The organism is Curtobacterium sp. VKM Ac-1393, from assembly GCF_015350995.1.
Lineage (GTDB): Bacteria > Actinomycetota > Actinomycetes > Actinomycetales > Microbacteriaceae > Curtobacterium.
This window is the reverse complement of the sequence record NZ_JADKRW010000002.1, coordinates 206,487-226,637: the sequence shown is the minus strand read 5'-3', so window position 1 is coordinate 226,637 and position 20,151 is coordinate 206,487. Positions and strand designations below refer to the sequence as shown.

17 protein-coding genes are annotated in these 20,151 nt (G+C 70.2%); 12 read left to right on the top strand and 5 right to left on the bottom strand.

What is annotated here, in order from left to right; translation table 11 throughout:
• Positions 1-4: 4 nt before the first annotated feature.
• The 4 genes from flgK to ITJ59_RS19350 all read left to right on the top strand — a co-directional run bounded on the left by flgK (position 5) and on the right by ITJ59_RS19350 (position 3,861).
• The gene (flgK, locus tag ITJ59_RS04870; RefSeq protein ID WP_194650006.1) at positions 5-1,426 is read left to right on the top strand and encodes a flagellar hook-associated protein FlgK; all 1,422 of its coding nucleotides are present in this window, start codon (positions 5-7) and stop codon (positions 1,424-1,426) included.
• Between the two features lie 2 nt (positions 1,427-1,428).
• The gene (flgL, locus tag ITJ59_RS04865) at positions 1,429-2,310 is read left to right on the top strand and encodes a flagellar hook-associated protein FlgL (protein ID WP_194650005.1); all 882 of its coding nucleotides are present in this window, start codon (positions 1,429-1,431) and stop codon (positions 2,308-2,310) included.
• A complete protein-coding gene (locus tag ITJ59_RS04860; RefSeq protein ID WP_194650004.1) occupies positions 2,307-2,675 on the top strand; it encodes a flagellar assembly protein FliW in 369 nt (122 codons plus the stop codon). The genes flgL and ITJ59_RS04860 overlap by 4 nt, the downstream gene beginning before the upstream one ends.
• Positions 2,676-2,937: 262 nt before the next feature.
• Positions 2,938-3,861 (top strand): hypothetical protein, encoded by a 924-nt coding sequence (locus tag ITJ59_RS19350; RefSeq protein ID WP_194650003.1) that lies wholly within the window; start codon positions 2,938-2,940, stop codon positions 3,859-3,861.
• A gap of 35 nt (positions 3,862-3,896) precedes the next feature.
• On the opposite strand, the gene ITJ59_RS04850 is transcribed toward ITJ59_RS19350, so the two are convergent.
• Positions 3,897-4,541, bottom strand: a complete 645-nt coding sequence (locus tag ITJ59_RS04850; RefSeq protein ID WP_194650002.1) for a hypothetical protein — start codon at positions 4,539-4,541, stop codon at positions 3,897-3,899.
• Between the two features lie 38 nt (positions 4,542-4,579).
• On the opposite strand from ITJ59_RS04850, the gene ITJ59_RS04845 reads away from it, so the two are divergent.
• Complete coding sequence (locus tag ITJ59_RS04845) at positions 4,580-5,521, top strand: hypothetical protein (RefSeq protein WP_194650001.1); 942 nt, start codon at positions 4,580-4,582, stop codon at positions 5,519-5,521.
• An 18-nt stretch (positions 5,522-5,539) separates the two neighbouring features.
• Here the strand turns inward: ITJ59_RS04845 and ITJ59_RS04840 are convergent, their stop codons facing one another.
• Complete coding sequence (locus ITJ59_RS04840; protein WP_323749400.1) at positions 5,540-6,508, bottom strand: beta-ketoacyl-ACP synthase 3; 969 nt, start codon at positions 6,506-6,508, stop codon at positions 5,540-5,542.
• A 154-nt stretch (positions 6,509-6,662) separates the two neighbouring features.
• Here ITJ59_RS04840 and ITJ59_RS04835 point away from each other — a divergent pair, with 154 nt between their 5' ends.
• Entirely contained in the window at positions 6,663-7,634 is a 972-nt protein-coding gene (locus ITJ59_RS04835) for an aldo/keto reductase (protein ID WP_194649999.1), read from the top strand.
• A 190-nt stretch (positions 7,635-7,824) separates the two neighbouring features.
• Here the strand turns inward: ITJ59_RS04835 and ITJ59_RS04830 are convergent, their stop codons facing one another.
• The 3 genes from ITJ59_RS04830 to zapE form a co-directional block, all read right to left on the bottom strand.
• Complete coding sequence (locus ITJ59_RS04830; RefSeq protein ID WP_194649998.1) at positions 7,825-8,475, bottom strand: tyrosine-protein phosphatase; 651 nt, start codon at positions 8,473-8,475, stop codon at positions 7,825-7,827.
• 149 nt (positions 8,476-8,624) lie between these two features.
• On the bottom strand, positions 8,625-9,899 hold the full coding sequence (locus tag ITJ59_RS04825) for an ammonium transporter (protein WP_194649997.1): 1,275 nt from the start codon (positions 9,897-9,899) through the stop codon (positions 8,625-8,627).
• A gap of 292 nt (positions 9,900-10,191) precedes the next feature.
• A complete protein-coding gene (gene zapE, locus ITJ59_RS04820) occupies positions 10,192-11,211 on the bottom strand; it encodes a cell division protein ZapE (RefSeq protein WP_323749399.1) in 1,020 nt (339 codons plus the stop codon).
• A 132-nt stretch (positions 11,212-11,343) separates the two neighbouring features.
• Between zapE and ITJ59_RS04815 the strand changes: the two genes are divergently transcribed.
• The 6 genes from ITJ59_RS04815 (at position 11,344) to ITJ59_RS04790 (ending at position 19,850) form a co-directional block, all read left to right on the top strand.
• A complete protein-coding gene (locus ITJ59_RS04815; protein ID WP_194649996.1) occupies positions 11,344-12,249 on the top strand; it encodes a sulfurtransferase in 906 nt (301 codons plus the stop codon).
• A complete protein-coding gene (locus ITJ59_RS04810; RefSeq protein ID WP_194649995.1) occupies positions 12,246-12,716 on the top strand; it encodes a SufE family protein in 471 nt (156 codons plus the stop codon). The genes ITJ59_RS04815 and ITJ59_RS04810 overlap by 4 nt, the downstream gene beginning before the upstream one ends.
• A 133-nt stretch (positions 12,717-12,849) precedes the next feature.
• Positions 12,850-18,249 carry a DUF6531 domain-containing protein gene (locus ITJ59_RS04805; RefSeq protein ID WP_194649994.1) on the top strand — a complete coding sequence of 1,800 codons (5,400 nt, stop codon included), beginning with the start codon at positions 12,850-12,852 and terminating at the stop codon, positions 18,247-18,249.
• A 14-nt stretch (positions 18,250-18,263) separates the two neighbouring features.
• On the top strand, positions 18,264-18,944 hold the full coding sequence (locus ITJ59_RS04800) for a hypothetical protein (protein WP_194649993.1): 681 nt from the start codon (positions 18,264-18,266) through the stop codon (positions 18,942-18,944).
• A 22-nt stretch (positions 18,945-18,966) separates the two neighbouring features.
• Positions 18,967-19,332, top strand: coding sequence for a DUF6188 family protein (locus tag ITJ59_RS04795; RefSeq protein ID WP_194649992.1), 366 nt, complete (start codon positions 18,967-18,969; stop codon positions 19,330-19,332).
• Positions 19,329-19,850, top strand: a complete 522-nt coding sequence (locus tag ITJ59_RS04790; RefSeq protein WP_194649991.1) for an Imm26 family immunity protein — start codon at positions 19,329-19,331, stop codon at positions 19,848-19,850. Before ITJ59_RS04795 ends, ITJ59_RS04790 begins: the two co-directional genes overlap by 4 nt.
• Positions 19,851-20,151: the final 301 nt, after the last annotated feature.

The following is a 20,151-nucleotide window of genomic DNA, read 5'->3' as shown; positions in this document are numbered from 1 at the left end:
CCCCGTGGTCAGCACCTTCGGCTCCCTCGCCACCGCGTACTCCGGTCTCGCCGCGGCCCGTGCCGGCATCGACGTCACCGGCCAGAACATCGCGAACGCCGGCACCGCCGGGTACACACGCCAGCGCATCACGCAGAACTCGATCCCCGCCACACAGACCGGCTTCATGCGCGGGACCGCCGCCCTCGCCGGTCAGGGTGTCTCCGTCGACGGCATCGCCCGCCTGGCCTCCCTCACCCTCGACGCCGGGGTCCGCGTCGCCACGGGGTCCTCGGCGTACGCCGACGCCCGCGCCACGGCACTGTCCGCCCTCGAGACCGGGCTGCACGAGCCGGGCGGGGACGGCCTGAGCACCAAGCTCGACGCGTTCTGGTCGTCGTGGAGCGAACTCGCCAGCCACCCCGACGACCCGGGTGCCGCCAGTGCGGTCCTCGCGGCGGCCGGCACCGTCGGCACGACCCTGGCTGCCGGCTCGAAGGCCGTCGACGCCCAGTGGTCCGCGATCCGCGGCACCGTCGCCGGCCAGGTCGCCCAGCTGAACGACGCCGCGAAGCAGGTCGCCGACCTGAACGGGCGGATCCGCACCGCGCTGGCCTCCGGCGGGAACGCGAACGAGCTGCTCGACCAGCGCGACCAGCTCACCGAGCAGATCGCGACGCTCGCCGGCGGGACCACCCGCACGAACGCGGACGGCACGGTCGACGTGCTGCTCGGCGGCAACCCGCTCGTCCAGGGCACCGATGCCCGTGCAGTCACCCTCGGTGGCGGGGCACGACTCGCCGACGGCGCCGCGGTCACGCTGACCTGGACCTCCGGCAGCGCCGGCGCGGTGTCCCTGACCGGCGGATCGATCGGCGGTGCCCTGGCCGTCCTCGCCCCCGCGAACGGGAACGGCACCGGCGGCGCACTCGCCCAGGCCTCGGCCGCGTACGACGACGTCGCGACGAAGCTCGCGACCACGGTCAACGCCGTGCACGCCACCGGGACCACGCCGGCCGGCACCACCGGGACCGCCTTCTTCGCGCTCGCGGCCGGTGTGCCCGCGGCGCAGGGGCTGTCCGTCGTCCCCACGGACGGCAGCGGCCTGGCGACGCGGAACGCGGCGGGGGAACTCGACGACTCGTTCGCCGACGCGCTCTCGCGACTCGGCACGGGCACTGGTGGTGCGGACGCGGCCTGGGCGACGTTCGTGACGGGCGTGGGCACCGCCTCCCGGTCGGCCACGACGGAGTCGACGCTCACCGGACTCGCCCTGACCAACGCGCGCACCCAGCAGCAGTCGAGCGCCGGTGTCGACCTCGACGAGGAGAACGTGAACCTGCTGAGCTACCAGCACGCGTACCAGGGCGCGGCACGCGTCCTGACCGCCGTCGACGAGATGCTCGACACCATCATCAACCGCGTCGGACTCGTCGGGAGGGGCTGATCGTGATCACCCGGGTGACCACCCAGATGTCGATGACCGCAGCGTCGGCACGACTGCAGGCCGGTGCGGCGAAGGTCGCGCAGCTGACCGAGCAGGCGACCACGCTGCAGGCCATCCAGAAGCCGTCCGACGACCCGGTCGGCACCGCCTCGTCGATGCAGGTCCGCAAGGAGCAGGCGGCTGCGGCGCAGTACACGCGCAACGCGAACGACGCCGTGGCGTGGCTCGCGACGACCGACAGCGCGCTGTCGAGCGTCTACTCGGTGCTGAACAGCGTGCGCGACCTGACGGTGCAGGCGGCGAACTCCGGCACCATGAGCGACACCGACCGCGACGCCTTCATCACGCAGTTCCAGTCGCTGAAGTCCGACCTCGAGGCACGGGCGAACACCACGTACGGCACCCGCTCGGTCTTCGCCGGGGCCTCGACCGCCGCCGCCGCGTACGACCCGGCGTCGGGCTGGGCGACCTCCGGCACCGACGTCTCCCGCCGGATCGGCGACGGCACCACCGTGCGCGTCGACACCGCAGGAGCCGACGTGTTCGGCACCGGGGCGTCGTCGGTGTTCGGCGTGCTCGACTCCATCGTCAGCGACCTGCAGAACGGGGTGAACGTGAACGCGCGGATCAACGACGTCGACGGCGCGCTCGGGGCCGTCCGCGGCGCCCAGGCCGACGTCGGTGTCCGGCACGCCAGCGCGCTGGCAGCCCAGGACTCGCTGAAGACCGCGTCCGTCTCGCTCGAGAACCGCCGCGCCGGCATCGAGGACCTCGACCTCGCGAAGGCCGTCCTCGACCTGCAGGTGCAGCAGACCAACTACCAGGCAGCCCTCGCCGTCACCGCGAAGGTCCTGCAGCCGACCCTGATGGACTACCTCCGATGAGCATCTCCCTGACCTTCGCCGTCCCGCCGTTCGGCCTGTCCCCCGCGTCGGCCTTCACGCTGACGCCGGTGTCCGGTGCCGATGGTCTGTTCACCCTGGTCGGGGGTTCCTCGCGCTTGTTCGTGCTCGACGCCGCGGTGCACCTGCCGTCGTACGCGCCGGAGCTCACCGACGAGCAGGCCGCTGGGCTCGGACTGACCGACCCCGCCGACGCGATGCTGCTCGTGGTGGCGAACCCCGGCGCCGCGGGCACCACGGTCAACCTGCTCGCGCCGATCGTCGTGAACGCCCGGACCGCCGAGGGCGCGCAGCTCATCCTGGAGGACCAGGACCTGCCGCTGCGGGCGGAGCTCGCGCGGGCGTAGCGGGCGGCGGCCGGCCGGGCGGCGGCCGCACCCGTTTTGCGACGATCCACGAGTCGATCGGCTCGTGGGTCGTCGGAACATGCGCACGCAACTGTTGCGTGTGCATGAGTCGACAGAGCACGAGGTGATCAACACGTGCATCGTCGCAAGGTGCACACGAAGGGATCGCTTCCGTTCCTCCACACGCTGCGGTTCAGCTCGCCTGTCCACAGATCGTGGCCGCGGGGCTGTCGGGCCGACTCACCTCGGCCAGCCTGTGGGCATGGGCAGAGCGCACGACATCGACCTCATCCGCACGACCGGGCTCCCGGGTGCAGAACGGCGCGCCCTCGAGCGTGACGTCCGCCGTGGTGTCCTCGAGCGGATCCGACCGGGCGTGCTGGTGCGGCCCGGGGCGCTCGAACAGCTCCACTCTGGTGAACGACACCACGTGCTCGTCCGAGCATCACTCCACCGCATCCGCGCTACCGATCTCGTTTCGCACCAGTCGGCATGTGCCGTGCTCGGGCTCCCACTGGTCGGGGACGTGCCCGTGAAGGTGCACCTGTCCGATCCGACGACGACCCACACCCGCGTGACCGCCTGGTTCGTCCGGCACGGCACTGCAGCGCGACCACCGAACGCGTACATCGAGTCCGGCGGACTGCGGACCACCGGGTGGGCGCGGAGCGCGGTGGACGTCGCTGCAACCCGTCCGTTGCTCGAGTCGCTGCCCGTCGTGGACCAACTGCTCGCCGATCGGCGGACGACGCCCGAGGCGCTGGCCGCTGATCTCGAGCTGCGGGGCTCGGCGCAGACGAAGGCGGGGGTGGCGATCGGGATGGGTTCGGGGCTGTCGGGGTCGCCGGCGGAGTCGGTGTGCCGGGTGCGCTTCCGGCAGATCGGGGCGCCGGAGCCGGTGCAGCAGCACGAGTTCCGACGGTCCGACAGCGGAGCGGCGATCGTGGACTTCTGGTTCCCGGAGCAGGGCGTCGTGGTCGAGGTCGACGGCCGCGCGAAGTACGAGGACCCGGTGATGCTCGAGGGGCGGACCACGGCTGACGCGCACTGGCGGGAGAAGCGGCGCGAGGACTTCATCCGGTCGTTTCCCGAGGTCCGGTTCGTGGTCCGGCTGTCATGGACCGACCTGATGCAGCCCGACCGCGTCCGTGCAGCACTGCGCCGGGTGGGTGTGCCGTGTCGGTGAGGCGGAGGTGCCCCCGCCCGGTGGCCGGCTCGAGCTCAGTTGCTGGGAGCGTCCGGGTGGTGTGCACGCTGCCGTTCGACCACGAGCGACGTCGTGGGCGTCCCTCGTCCCACGACCGCTCCTCCGACGACCACCTCGCCGACCCCCACCCGCGCGCCGTGCACCCGCCCGACGCCCTTCACCACCCCGGCACGGCGATCGGGATCCGGCTCACCGTGGTCCCCGCCGGCACCGAGCACGGCGTCGCGAACGCTGACCGCTCCGAGGACCTGCGAGCCGGCACCGAGGACGGCTGGGCCCTCGACCACGCAGCCGCCGGACAACCGAGCGCCGTCCCCCACGCCGACATCGACACCCGTCGCCGTGATCGTGACGGTGCCCGGTCCCAACTCGACACCGGAGCCGATGGTCACCCGAGCCGCCGTGGCGACGATGACGACCGCTCCCGGACCGAGCCGCGAACCTGCCCCGACCGAGATCGAGCCGCCGGCACGGGTCTCGAGCACGGTCCCCGGGTACAGGACGACCCCACGCTCGAGTTCGACGTCGGCGCCGATCAGCACCGACGAGGGGTCCAGCACCAGGACCTCGGGCATCAGGTCGACGACGTCGGCGACCGGCAGGAACCCACCGACCCGGCGGACAGCGTCGAGCGCACTGACAGAACGGGGGATGTCCATCCAGCGAGCCTCCCACATGCCCGGCGTACGGTGAGCGTATGGCCCGCTCCCCGAAGGACCAGGCGATCGTGCCCCTGCCGAACGCCCAGGTCTCCCCCATGTCCGACGACGCCCGCACTCCACAGACACAGCAGCCCGCGGGATGGGTCAAGTGGCTCGACCGTGCGATCAGTGTGCAGCGTCCCGTCGTCGTGGCGCACGTCAACGCGATCCGTCGCCGCAAGCCGGACGCGACTCCGGCCGAGGTCATCCAGATCCTCGAGCGGCAGTACCTCACCGCGGTCACCACCGGTGGCGCTGCGGTCGGGGCGAGCGCCGTCATCCCGGGGGTGGGGATGGTGGCTGCGCTCGGCCTGAGCGGTGCGGAGACGATCGGCTTCCTCGAGACGACGGCACTGTTCGCCCAGTCGGTGACCGAGGTGCACGGCATCGCGTTGGACGACCCCGAGCGGGCGCGGACCCTGGTGATGGCCATGATCCTCGGTGCTCCGGGAACACAGCTCATCAAGCAGCTCGGCGGGCAGATCGCCGGTGGCCAGGTCCGCACGGCCTTCTGGGGCGAGATGGTGACCTCGTCACTGCCGAAGCAGATGGTGAACGGCATCGGCGGGCAGGTCCGCGACCAGTTCATCAAGCGCTTCGCGGTGCGTCAGGGCACGTCGGTGCTCGGCCGTGCCCTGCCGTTCGGGATCGGGGCGGCGGTCGGCGGTCTCGGGAACCACGCCCTCGGGCGGAAGGTCATCCAGGCGTCACGGACCGGGTTCGGGCCGCCGTCGGCGCAGTTCCCGATCGTGCTCGAACCCAAGCCGGAGAAGCGGTCCAAGGACAAGCAGCCGAAGGAGAAGCGGTCCAAGGGAAAGCAGCCGAAGGACAAGCGGTCCAAGGACAAGCAGCTGAACAAGGCCGGGCAGCAGCAAATCGGCAGGCGCCGGGCTTCGTCGAAGCACGAGGACCTCTGGTCGGAGACCCCCGAACGCTGAGCCGGGGACCGAGCCCGCTCAGAACGACCGCACGGGCGTCCGGACCACCTGCCCAGCGTGCGCGAAGCCGCCACCGAAGCCGAACAGCAGCGCCGGCACGCCCTCGGGCAGGTCGCCGCGGGCCCAGGCCTTCGACAGCCCGAGCGGCACACTGGCGGCCGAGGTGTTCCCGGACTCGACGACGTCGCGGATGACGAACTTGGACTCACCGCCCAGTGCGGTGACGAGCGGCTCGATGATCCGCAGGTTCGCCTGGTGGAACGCGAAGACCTCGATGTCGTCGAGGGTGAGCCCGGCGGCCTCGACGACCTTGCGCGCGTGCCCCTCTGCCTCGGTGATGGCCCAGCGGTAGACGGAGCGGCCCTCCTGGTTGAAGCGGCCCGGCGATCCCTCGACCCGCACCGCGTCGAGCAGGTGCGGCACGCTGCCCCACGACACCGGGCCGATCTCGGGCGTCTCGGCGGCACCGAGCACCGCGGCACCGGCCCCGTCGCCGACGAGCACGCACGTCGAGCGGTCCGTCCAGTCGGCGATCGCGGACAGGGTCTCCGAACCGATGACGAGCGCGACGTCGGTGGACCCGACGCGGATCGACTGGTCGGCGAGGGCGAGCGCGTACTCGAAGCCACTGCAGGCGGTGTTGATGTCGATGGGCGCGGGACCGTTCGTCATGCCGAGCGCAGCTGCGACCCGACCGGCGGTGTACGGCGCGCGGTCCTGGTGGGTCGTGGAGGCGACGATGACGAGTCCGACGGCCGAGGGCGCGACGCCTGCGTCGGCGAGGGCGTTGCGGCCCGCCTCGATCGCCATCGACGTGACGGTGTCGTCCGGCCCGATGATGTGCCGGGTCTGGATACCGGTGCGGGTGCGGATCCACTCGTCGTTGGTGTCGACCATGGTCGAGAGCTCGTCGTTGGTCAGGATGCGTTCGGGCTGGTGGTGACCGAACCCGAGGATCCGGCTGCCACGGAGTGCTGGGGTGTTCACCAGCGTCACGGTACTCCTCATCCGAACCAGAACATGCCCCCGACGGCATGCGGCGGCGCAGCGACGCAGCGACGCAGAACGCACCGTTGCACGATGCAGAACCGGTACTCCCAGGGCCTGGCACGGTGCCACTCGGAGCGCGTAGACCGTACCCATGGACTACACACATCTCGGACGGACAGGGCTGTCGGTTTCACGAGCAGTGCTCGGCACGATGAACTTCGGCCCGGAGACCACTGAAGACGACTCGCACGCCATCATGGACCGGGCCCACGAGCTCGGCGTCAACTTCTTCGACACCGCCAACGGCTACGGCGGCTCGGTGGGCAAGGGTGCCACCGAGGAGATCATCGGCCGCTGGTTCGCGAAGGGCGGCGGCCGTCGTGAGAAGACGGTCCTGGCGACCAAGGTCTACGGCGACATGATCGACTGGCCGAACGGCGGCAAGCTCAGCGCGTTCAACATCCGCCAGGCGCTCGACGCCAGCCTGCAGCGCCTGCAGACCGACCACATCGATCTCTACCAGTTCCACCACGTCGACCGTGCGACCCCGTGGGACGAGATCTGGCAGGCGATCGACGTCGCCGTGCAGCAGGGCAAGGTCCTGTACGTCGGGTCGTCGAACTTCGCCGGCTGGCACATCGCCCAGGCGCAAGAGGCCGCGAAGCGCCGGCACACCTTCGGCCTCGTCAGCGAGCAGTCGATCTACAACCTCGTCGTCCGCGACATCGAGCGCGAGGTCCTGCCCGCCGCCCGCGAGTACGGCCTCGGCGTCATCCCGTGGTCGCCGCTGCAGGGCGGTCTGCTCGGTGGCGTCATCGAGAAGACCGAGAACGGTTCGCGTCGCCTGTCCGGCCGCTCGGCCGAGTACGTCGAGGGGCACCGCGACCAGCTGACGGCCTACGAGTCGTTCGCGAAGGAGCTCGGGCACACGCCGGGCGAGCTGGCCCTGGCGTGGCTGCTCCACCAGCCCGGCGTGACCGCGCCGATCACCGGCCCCCGCACGATGGAGCAGTGGGAGTCCGCGGTCCGCGCCGTCGACATCCGCCTCGACCAGCGTGCGCTGGATCGGCTCGACGAGATCTTCCCGGGGCACGAGACCTCGCCGGAGGACTACGCCTGGTGAGCTGACCAATAGAGCGGCCGGGCCACGCAGGCGCATGCGACCCACGCAAGCGGGAGCGACCCACGCAAGCGCGTGCGGCCCGCAGACCGGCAACGACCGGGAGGCACGGTGCGCGTCGGACGCGCACCGTGCCTCCCGTCCGCGGTGGCGTCCACAACACGTGGCGAGCCACGGGGACGACGCACGTCCGTCAGAGCGCGGCGACCTCGGTGTCCGTCACCCCGAGCCAACGCAGGTACCCGGCGACGCTCCCCCAGCGCGCCTCGACGTGCCGGACCACGGTGGTCATCGTCTCCGGCACGCACCGCTGAGCGACCGCGGTGGCTTCGGGATCGGTGCTCGCGGCGCGTTCCGCGGCGAACCGGTCGACCAGGCCGGCGGCACTGGCGGCGTAGTCGTCGCCGACGGCCCAGATCGATGCGCCCCACAGACGGGCGAGCAGCCCGCTGACGACGCCGGTGCGGTCCTTGCCGGCCGAGCAGCAGACGAGGACATCGCCATCGGACCGGGCGATCGCGCGGAACGCAGCGGCGATCCCGGCGCGGTGTCGTTCGAGCCAGTCGACGTACTGCTCCTCGAGCTGGACGGCCCGGGCGCCGGACTCGACGGTCGACGGGTCGAACAGCGGGACGAGCCGGTAGCCGTCGGTCGTGGCGAGCGGGTGCGGGACGCGGGCGGCCTCGTCGTCGCGGCGCAGGTCGACCACGGTCGTCAGTCCCGGCGGGTAGGCGTCGGCACCGACGCGCTCGGTGTTCGCGCGGTACACGGTGCGGGGTCGGGCGTCCTGCAGGCCCGGTCCCCCGACCTCGCGCAGGTTGGTGAGGGTCGACGTCGTCGTCATACGACCACCCTGTCAGAGAACGAACGCCGAACGCCGGACGCCGGACCGCGGACCGCGGACCGCGGACCGCAGAACCGCACGACGACGGGCCCCGCGCTTGCTGTGTGCGCGGGGCCCGTCGTCGTGCGGGTGGAGCTGGTGTCTGCTGGCTAGCGGACCGAGACCGGCGAGTCGTCGGTCTGCTCGTAGAGGACGTAGCCCTCTTCACCGTGGACCGCGGTGTCGATGCCGGCGACCTCGTCCTCGGTCTTGACGCGGAAGCCGATCGTCTTCTCGATGAGGAAGCCGATGACGAACGCCAGGACGAACGAGTAGATGCCGACGGCCAGGGCCGCGACGGCCTGCTTGCCGAGCTGCTCGAACGAGCCGGAGTAGATCAGGCCGGTGTCGTTGGCGAAGAAGCCGAGGTACAGCGTGCCGAAGATGCCGCCGACCAGGTGCACGCCGACGACGTCGAGCGAGTCGTCGAAGCCCAGGCGGTACTTCCAGTCGATGGCGAAGCAGCACACGATGCCGGCGAGGAAGCCGAGCAGGATGCCCCAGCCCGGGGTGAGGTTGGCACACGCCGGGGTGATGGCGACGAGACCGGTGACGGCACCCGAGGCGGCGCCGACCGAGGTGGCCTTGCCGTCCTTGAGCTTCTCGACGAGCAGCCAGCCGAGGATCGCGGCGGCCGGGGCGGCGAGGGTGTTGACCCAGGCGATCGCGGCGATGCCGTCAGCAGCACCCTCGGAGCCGGCGTTGAAGCCGAACCAGCCGAACCACAGGATGGCGGCACCGAGCAGGACGAAGGGCGGGTTGTGCGGCTTGTGCGCACCCTTGGCGAAGCCGACGCGCTTGCCGAGGACGAGCGCCAGGGCGAGACCCGCTGCACCGGCGTTGATGTGCACCGCGGTGCCACCGGCGAAGTCGATGACGCCCCACGTGGCAGCCCAACCGGAGGTCAGGTTGAAGACCCACGAGGCGACCGGGAAGTAGACGACCGTGACCCAGATGCCCGCGAAGACCATCCACGCGCCGAACTTGGCGCGGTCGGCGATGGCGCCGGAGATGAGCGCGACCGTGATGATCGCGAACGTGGCCTGGAAGCCGACGAAGGCCATCGACGGGTACGCCGCCTGGATGTTCGAGGACTTCGCCTCTTCGAAGGCCTGGCCGAGGCCGATCTGGTTCCAGTCGATGCTGAAGAACCCGACGACACCGGAGACCGCCGTGCCGTCACCGTGGTTGGCGAAGGCGATCGCGTAGCCGTAGAGCACCCACAGGACGCTCACGAGTGCGATCGCACCGAACGACATCATCATCATGCTGATGACGGACTTGGCCTTCACCAAACCGCCGTAGAAGAAGGCCAGGCCGGGTGTCATGAACAACACCAGCGCCGCCATGACCAACACGAAGGTCGTGTTGCCCTGATCAAGCATCTGTTCACCTCTCGATTGCACGAACGGCTCTTGGACCGCCTCGGGTGACACCGAGTCTGGCGAGGTGAGGTTTCACGAGGGAACACGATGTGTTTCGCGGATGTAACGCGACGGCGCGGTTTGTAAACGTCGTGTTTCGCGCGCCCCGAAGCCCCCTGGAAAGGGGCCATCCGTCAGCGCAGTCCGTCCGGACGGTGGCCGACAGTCGTCGCACAACGCGTTTTCGACGTGAACACGGACGGCCGGGAGGCGCGTGGCGGAGCCGTCACGCGCCTCCCGGCCGGAACGGGGATCAGTCCAGGGCGCGCGTCAACGCGACCACGCGGCTCGCCGCGCGCAGGTACTTCTTGCGGTAGCCGCCCTCGAGCATCGCCTCGGGGTACACCTGGTCGAGCGGCGTGCCCGACGCCACGATCCGGACCTGGCCGTCGTACAGGCGGTCGACGAGCGCCACCCACCGCAGCGCGTCGGTCTGGTCGGTGAACGCCCGGACGTCGGTGAGTCCGACGGCGTCCACGTCCGCCACCAGGGCGACGTACTTCGACGGGTGCACCGATCCGAGGTGGGCGACCACGGCCGAGAAGTCGTCGAGCGTGACGTCTCCGGCAGGCAGGGCCGCGGCGACGTCCGACACCACGCCGGCAGACTCGTCGACCGCGCGGCGGCGGTAGTCGAGCCCGTCGATCCGCATGGTGTCGAACCGGTCGGACATCGCCTGGATCTCGCGCAGGAAGTCCTGGGCCGCGAACCGCCCCTCGCCGAGCGCTCCCGGCGGCGTGTTCGAGGTGGCGGCGAACCGGGTTCCGGTCTCGGTGAGCTCCTTGATCAGGCGGGTCATGACCATGGTGTCGCCCGGGTCGTCGAGCTCGAACTCGTCGATGCAGACCAGCGCGGTCCCCCGCAGCAGGTCGACCGTGCCCTGGAACCCGAGCGCGCCGACCAGGGCCGTGTACTCGATGAAGGTGCCGAACGTCTTCCGTCCTGATGCGGCGTGGTACGCCGCGGCGAGCAGGTGGGTCTTGCCGACGCCGAACCCGCCGTCGAGGTACACGCCCGACTTCGCTGCCGGCTCGGCCGACGGCTTGCGGCGACCGAACAACCCGCGGCGGGGTGCGTCCGCGGGCCCGGAGGCGACGAACGATGCGACGGCGTCGCGCACGTCGGCCTGCGAGGCGTAGTCGGGGTCCGGCCGGTACGAGTCGAACGAGGCGTCCGCGAACTGTGGCGGTGGGACGAGGGCCGCGGCCATCTGCTGCGGCGTCACCTGGGGGTCACGGTCGACGAGGTGCGTGAGCACGCGGTCTTCAGGCACTGGACCCCTCCGGGAAGCTTGTCGTGCGGTGTCACGTTGCGGCTGGGGCACGGCACGCCCGCGTACCGTTGCCACAGGCACCGACGACCGATCCTAGTCCGGTGCCGGATGACCACCTGGAGGTAGCCCACCATGACCGCACCGGTCGACCCGTCCGAGAAGTTCACCGCCTACGCCCACCCGGAGCGACTCGTGTCCACCGAGTGGCTGCAGGAACAGCTGGACGCCCGCACCCCCGACCTGGTCGTCGTCGAGTCCGACGAGGACGTCCTGCTCTACGAGACGGGACACATCCCCGGCGCCGTCAAGATCGACTGGCACACCGACCTCAACGACCCGGTGCAGCGCGACTACATCGACGGCGAGGCGTTCGCCGAACTGCTCGGCCGGAAGGGCATCGGCCGCGAGACCACCGTCGTGGTCTACGGCGACAAGAACAACTGGTGGGCCGCGTACGCCCTCTGGGTGTTCTCGCTGTTCGGCCACGAGGACGTCCGGCTGCTCGACGGTGGCCGCGCGAAGTGGATCGCCGAGGACCGCGCGCTGACCACCGAGGAGTCCGTCGTCACCCCGGCCGAGTACCCGATCGTGGACCGGATCGACACCGAGATCCGCGCGTACAAGGACGACGTCCTCGCACACCTCGGCAAGCCCCTCATCGACGTCCGCAGCCCCGGTGAGTACGACGGCTCCCGCACCACCGCGCCGGACTACCCGGAAGAGGGCGCCCTGCGCGGCGGTCACGTCCCCACCGCCGTGAACATCCCGTGGGCCACTGCCGCCGCACCGGACGGCACCTTCAAGTCCCGCGCGGACCTCGACGCGATCTACCGCGAGGGCGCAGGCATCGGCGACGCCGACGAGGTGATCGCGTACTGCCGCATCGGCGAGCGGTCGAGCCACACCTGGTTCGTCCTGCAGCACCTGCTCGGCTACGACAACGTCCGCAACTACGACGGCTCGTGGACCGAGTGGGGCAGCGCCGTCCGCGTCCCGATCGTGCAGGGCGCGGAGCCGGGTACGATTCCGAACCGATGACCGACAGCACCGACGTCCCACTCCCCGCCACCCTCGCCGAGATCCGCGACGACTTCCTCGCGCTGGGCCAGAAGGACCGCCTGCAGCTCCTGCTCGAGTTCTCGAACGAGCTGCCCGCGTTGCCCGAACGGCTGCAGGGGCACGAGGACGAGCTCGAACGGGTCGAGGAGTGCCAGTCCCCCGTGTTCATCACGGTGACGGTGGGCGAGGACGGCGACGCTCCCGACGTGGTCCGGATGCACGCCACCGCCCCGCGCGAGGCGCCGACCACCCGCGGCTTCGCCTCGATCCTGGCGCAGGGCCTGAGCGGTCTGACCGTGTCGCAGGCGCTCGCCGTGCCGGCGGACTACCCGCTGACGATCGGGCTGTCCGAGGCGGTCAGCCCCCTGCGCATCCGCGGCATGGTGGGCATGCTCGGACGCGTGCAGCGTCAGGTGCGGGCTGCGGTGTCGTCGACGCGACCCTGAGACGGACGGGAGGCCCGTGGCGGATCCGCCACGGGCCTCCCGTCCGTCTCCCCCTCGGCACGCATGCCGTCCTCTGGAATACCAGTGGGGTTCCGTGCCAGGATGGTGCGGTCAGCACCAGGGGGGAATGACGATGGCGAAGATCCACGGGAACGATCCGACCGGCTACTCGTACAGCGCGGCGGATGCACTGAAATCGGCTGCGACGGCGCTCGCGTCGTCGATCGGCGGACAGGCGGGGTCGCGGTCGTCATCGGTGACGACGGCGAGTGCGGAGTTCCGGGGGTACTTCTCCGAGGTCTTCGCGGACAACGCCGACATCGGTTCGCGCAGCGCGACGAAGCTCGTCGAGTCGCTGCAGAGCCTGTCGGGGTTCGTGCAGCAGCTGCGCGACGCCGCGGAGGACGAGGACGACCGGCGGAAGCAGGCGAAGGCGTGGGACGCCCGCAAGCGTGAACGCGAGGAGAACTTCCTCGTCGCCGCCGGGCACGAGGTCTCGACGTGGTTCGGCGGGGGTGACGACCCGAAGCCGCCGGAGCCCGAGCCGGAGCCACGACTGCAGGCGGACGAGGTCAGCGTCACGGGGCGGGAGTTCCCGGCGGGCGGTGGGGCCAGCGGTGGGACGTCGTCCGCCGTCCCCGCGGACCTCCGCTCCTTCGAAGCGACCACCCGGACACTCGACTCCGATCTGTCGGGTGCCGTCTCCACGTTCCGGAACGCCCTGAGCGACTACGAGGCCGAGTGCAACCCGTGCTGGGGCACCCTCAACGCCCAGTCGCTGTTGACCGCGGTGAACGACTGGCTCACGGCGAACGGGCAGGACGCCGACTGGGCGGGCACCGTCGCAGCGCAGTTCGAGGCCGCAGGTGGTGGCGCCGGGCCCGCGACGCTGTCGGACGCGGCGATCGCGGCCGCCCTGTCCTCGGCGGGGATCGACGCCGGGCGGGACGACTTCACCATCGGTCCGTTCTCGGCGATGGGGACGCCCCCGACCAACGGGTTCGCCGACGACCCGGTCAACACGGCCACCGGCAACTTCCTCGAGCCTGAGACGGACCTGTCCTTCGCGGGACAGGCCGCGTCGCTGCGGCTCACCCGCATGTACAACTCGCTCGACAGCCGTGTCGGGGTGTTCGGGATCGGATGGTCCTCGATCCTCGACATCCGGCTCGAGGTCAGCGACGAGGCCGCCTCGGTCGTGCTGGACGACGGCCGGCAGGTCGACTTCCCGCGGCAGGGGGACGGGTGGAGCCGCGGCGTCGGCGAGGACCTGTGGCTCCGGGCCGAGCAGGACTCGCTCGTCGTGCGGGACAACGCCGGCGGTCGGTGGGCGTTCACGCCGTCCGGACTGTGGCTGAGCAGCGCGCGTGGAGCGGGCACCGCCGTGACCGTGCGACGCGACGAGCAGGACCGGATCACGCGGCTCGCGCACGTGTTCGGGCGGTTCGTCGACATCGAGTACAGCGGCGACCAGGTGGCGTCCGTGACGGCGTCGGACGGGCGACGCGTCGAGTACCACTACGACGACGCCCGCCGGCTGGTCCGGGCGACCGACGCCGTCGGCAGTCGCGGGTACCGCTGGAACGCGGACGGGCTGATCGACCGGGTGACCGCGGCGACGGGGGTCGTCGAGTGCGAGAACACCTACGACGACCGCGGCCGGGTCGTCGAGCAGCGCACACCGTTCGGACGACGGGTCCGGTTCACGTACCTGCCCGGTCGGGTCACTTCGGTGTCGGACGTCGACGGGGTCAACGCGAACACCTGGATCGCCGATCGGAAGGGCCGTGTCGTCGGGATCATCGACACCGACGGGCAGCGCCAGTCGATGTCGTACGACCCGCACGGCAACCTCGTCTCGGTGACCGAGCGCGATGGTCAGGTGACCGTCCACGGGTACGACGACCGCGGGCGTCGGGTCCGGACCGTGACGCCGGAGGGCGCCGATCTGACCTTCGGGTACGACGAGCAGGACCGCATGACCACGGTGGTCACCGCGAACGGCGGGGTCGTCGAGTACGAGTACACGGGCGACGACCGGGACCCGTCGGCCGTCGTCGACCCCGTCGGCGGCCGCACGCTGCTCGACTGGCGGGACGGCGTGCTCGTCCGCACCACCGATCCGACCGGCGTCGTCGTCACGTTCCACCACGACGCGTCCGGTGAGCTCGTCGGCGTCGAGAACGCCGTCGGCGACACCGCGCGGTTGGTCCGCGACGCCGGAGGCCGGATCGTCGAGGCCGTCACACCGCTCGGCAACCAGACGCGGTACCGCTACGACGACGCCGGGCTGCTCACCGCGCGCGAGGACCCGGACGGCGGACTGTGGCGGTTCGAGCACGGCGACGGCGGCCGGGTCACGGCGTCGATCGACCCGACCGGTGCCCGCACGGAAGTCACCCATGGTCCACACGGCGAGGTCGTCTCCACCACGGACCCCCTCGGTCGCGTCGTCACGAAGGACTTCGACGCGTTCGGCAACGTGTCGACGATGACCCTGCCCGACGGTGCCGAGTGGGCGTTCGTCCACGACGCGCTCTCGCGGCTCGAAGCCGTGGTCGACCCGGCCGGCGGCACCTGGACACGGGAGTACGACGCGGTCGGAGCCCTCGGTGCCACGGTCGACCCGACCGGTGTCCGCACCGAGGTGCGCCGCTCGCGCACGGACGGCGTCTCCACGGTCCGTGACGCCTTCGACGCCGTGTCCGTGACGACCGACGAGTTCGGCCGTCCGACCCGGCTCGAGCACGCGGATTCCTCTGCTGAGCTGACGACGTACGACGCCTGCGGCCGACCGGTCGAGCTCGTCGACGCAGACGGCGGCCTCACCCGCATCGAGCGCGACCTGGCCGGACGCGTCGTCGCCGTCACCACCCCGGCGGGCCGCACCACCCGGTACGCGTACGACGCGTGCGGCCGGCCGGTCTCCGCGATCGATCCCGCCGGCGCACGCACCACGCTGACCTACGACGCCGATTCGCGTGTCGTCGCGCGTACCCTGCCGACCGGCGAGGTCGCCCGCACCGAGTACGACCGCCAGGGTCGGGTCGTCCACGCCGACGTCCCCGGGGTCGGCACCGTCCGGTACCGGTACGACCGGGTCGGTCGCGTGGTCTCGGCGCGGGACACCCGCTTCGGCCAGCGGACCTTCCGGTACGACGCCGCCGGACAGCTCGTCGCCGCGGTGAACGGTCTCGGCGGCACCACCCGCTACGAGTACGACCAGCGTGGACGACTCGTCCGCACCGTCGATCCGCTGGGCGGTGTGACCGTCCGGACGTACACGCAGCTCGACAAGGTGGCCTCGTCCACGGATCAGCTCGGGCGCACGACGACGGCGACATACGACGCCGCCGGACGACAGCTCACCCAGACCGACCCGGACGGCACCGTGCTGCGATGGGAGTACGACGCCGCCGGTCGGGAATCCGCGCAGTACGCCGGCGACCGGCTGATCGGCCGCATCGACCGCGATGCCCGCGCCCGCACGGTGACGATCACCGACGAGACCCGCCCGGACTCCCCCGCCGCCCACGTCCTCGAGTTCAGCCGGCTGGGGCAGCTCGTCCGCCGTTCCACCGGGTCGCGCCAGACCCGATGGACCCACGATGCCGACGGGCTCCGCACCTCGGTGCAGTCTCCCGACGGTTCCACGACCCGGTACGAGCACGACGCCACCGGACGGGTCGTCCGGGTCGAGCACTCCGCATTCGGCGAAGCCCGGTACGAACACGACGCGGCCGGTCGGCTGCTGCAAGCCCGTGCTGGCGACCAAATGCAGACATGGGCGTACGCGAACGGCCACGTCGTCCGGCACGCGCGCATCGACGCAGACGGCACGCACCTCAGCACGATCGAGCGCGACGCCGACGGACGCATCACCCGGGTCGACGGCGCCGGGGGAAGCGTCTCCTACGAGCACGACGATGCCGCACAGCTCGTGGCCGCCGTCCACGACGGTGGTCGCACGGACTGGGTGTACGACGCAGCAGGTCGTCTGGTCGAGGAAGGGACGGACTCCGGGGCCCGACGGTTCTCGTACGACGCTGCCGGACAGTTGACCAGGGTCGACGCTCCGGACGGGGCGCCCGAGGCGGAGTACGCGTACGACCGAGCTGGTCGTCGGGTGCAGGCGCTCCGAGCCGACGGCGTGACGACCACGTACGGCTGGACCCCGCAGGGTCACCTCACCGGGGTGGCGGAGACCACCGCGGCGGGCAGCACCACGACCGACCTGCACGTCGACGCCCTCGGTGAACTCGCCGATGTCGACGGCGTCCCGATCGACTGGGACACCGCCGCGTTCGCGCCGACGCTCCTCGCTGTCGGCGACACCCCGGTCGTCCGCGCTCCCGGTGGTCTCACCGGGGTGGGCGACGGGTGGGCAACCAGCGGTCGGCGCACCACCAGAGCAGCCGACGACGCCGATCCGTGGAAGACGCTCGCCGACCTCGACGGCTCCGGCCTGCCGGGCGGGGTCGCACTCGGCGCCGACGGTTCGCTGCAGATCGCCGGCCTGGAGTGGATGGGCGCCCGCGCCTACGACTCGTCGTCGCGCGGCTTCCTGTCCGTCGACCCGGTCACCGCTCCCGCCGGAGCAGCCTGGGCCGGCAACCCGTACTCGTTCGCCGGCAACGATCCCCTGCACGCCATCGACCCGCTCGGTCTCGCGCCCGTGACCGACGCGGAACTGGAGGCCTACGCGGCGGCCGAACAGGGTCCGCTCGCCCGGGCCGCCGCGGCCACCGGCGACTGGTTCGCCGACAACTGGGAGTACGTCGCCGGCGGCGCGATGGTCGTCGCGGGCGGGGTGCTCCTCGCCACCGGCGTCGGCGGTCCGGTCGGCATGATGCTCATCAGCGCCGGTGCCGACACCATCATCCAGAAGGCCACCACCGGCGAGGTCAACTGGGGCCAGGTGGCCGTCAGCGGGGCCTTCGGGGCCGTCGGGGGCGGCGCGGGAGCCCTGATCGGCAAGCAGCTGATCAAGAACGCAGCAGAAGGTGCGGCCGAGAACGTCGCGAACTACGCGGTGAGCGGCCAGCCGGTGACCCCCGGTGGTCTGCTCCGGAACGCTGCCGAGGGTGCGGCGACGTCAGCGGCGACCGGCGGCACCATGTCGAAGGTGCACTTGCCCTCAGCGGTGAGGGAACTCGGGGAGGAGGCAGCAACGCCACCCACCTCGATCTACAGGGGCGTGAACGAGAGCCACCACGCGTACGAAGCCGCCACTGAAGGTTCCGCGTGGCCCGGAGACATCTTGGGACACAGTGATGGCCGAGCACATGCTCTCGGAATGACCGAGGACAGCAACCTGACCAGTTGGACGACTGATCGGTCGGTGGCGGAGCGCTTCGCGTCCGATGGAAGCGGTCAGGGTGTCCTCACTCCTGGAGGACGCGGAGTGATCTTGAGTACGACCATGGAAGAACATGCGCATCGGATCGTTCCCGGTCCGAATGCCCTTGGGGAATCCGAAGTGCTGATCCGAGGCGTCGTCTCAGACGCAAACGTAGAGAGGTTCGGCCATTGACAGATGTGACCCCCATGACCTCAGCCGAGCTTCTGCTGCTGCTCACCGATGGTCGCGACCCGCTACCACGGAGTGTCCTCCGCACGGCCAGCCGTCTGGTGGAAGCAGACGCACCTGTCGATGTCGTCGCGATGCCGGCGGTTGCACTGGCGGGGATGATCGACACGACGTACGCCGAGTCGACGGACGGGCTCGCGCGAGTGGCAGACGATGTCCGTGCACTTGCGGACACCCCGGTGCGTCTTTGCCGAGCAGAAGTGGACGAGGATGTCCTGCTGGTGGTCCTCGCAGCAGCTGAGCCCATCGTGATCAGTGTGTTCGTCCATGATCGAGCCGCGCAGCGAGTGTCCATCGGACACGAGCCGCTCGAACGGCTCCTGCGCCGATCGAGGTCATCGAATCGTGCGGTTGCGCTGGATGCGCTCCGCGGTCTCTCTCCAGAAGCAACGTTCGCGTGCCATCGGCAGGACGCGGTCAGGACTGCGAGCACTTTCGAACGGAAGTACTCGGCCGCTGTGCAGAGCGGCGTCGACGTCGATGGGCTCGATGAGTTCGTTTCCGCCCTGCGAAGACAGAACGGCGAGGCAGTTCTCCTGCTGGACCTACCCGTGGCGGACGGAGGTCTCGTTGTCGGTGTTCGGGAAGACCGATCGGAGGTCCTGGCGGTCTTGAGCGTCCGCGGCCTCCAGAGTTGAGTCGGCCACGATAGGGGACGAGATGGACGAGCATCCTCGACCCAGGGCGCTGTCACTCGCCGGAGAAACAGTGGACTTCGTCGGGGTCGACTACATGGTGACATTGCGATTCTCGAACAACGCGAGCACGGCGTTCGAAGCCGCGTTCACGGTGCGGGAACCGGGTGGACCCTCTTTCGAAGTCATCCCAGACGGCGACAAGGCGTCGCTCGTTCCAGCCTTGCGTCTGCGCACCGAGACGGTGATCGAGGCCCGGATCAAGGAAGAATTCCACATCCGCAGCGAGGGTGGCCCGACGAACAAATCAAATCCGGACGGACTCCTCTCGAATCGGAGGCATCAAATGAGCGACAAACGGTACAACGCAGTAGGAGGAGATCCCTATTGAGCAGGCAGTCGACGACCAATGATGTGAAGCCCGGTGACTTCCTCGCCGTTCCCCTTGGCGATGGCCGCGCGTACATTGCGCACGTGGTGGACCAAACCACGCGCGCGCTGTACGTGGTCGTGTTCGACTGTCCGGTCAGTGCGTCTCCGACGCCTGAAGAAGTCGCGAGAGCACGGACGGCGACCCCTCTCTTCGCAACCCTGACGTTCGACGCCCGGGTTCGACCAGGAATGTGGACCATCGTTGGCAGCTCGCCCCCTGATCCGGACCATTTCCTTCCTGCTTTCACCTACGGTGCTGCCGAAACGAACGGTGTCTGGGTGACTGACTTCCACGAATCGCGTCAGCGCCCAGCCACGGAGGACGAGTCCAAGTCGATCCCACGGCGGAAGATCAGGTCACCGATGGTTCTTGAGCAAGCGGTGCGTGCACACGAAGACCTCGCGCCCTGGTTACCGGCGTTCGAAGAATTGCGCTATCGACCGACCCCGACGTCACGCCAGCTCTTCGGCCCTTGATCCGCTCTCCTGAACACGTGAGAGTACAGTTTGTGGACCCGGAGAAATCCACGGTTGAGGACGTGTACATGCAATCAGAGGCAAGATGAGGGCGGAAGACGAATCACGCCTGCGTGATCTGGTGAAAATCTGTTTCGTTCACCTGAATTCTTCGGAATCACGGGCGTTGCAGAGCCAAGCGCAAGCGATCCGAGGATTCCGACCGACCGGTCCGAGAATCTGGCAGATAGATCTGGATGATTCGCCTCGGGCAAGGTTGCCAGACGCCCCACTCCCGATTGAAGCATTTTACTTGGATGAC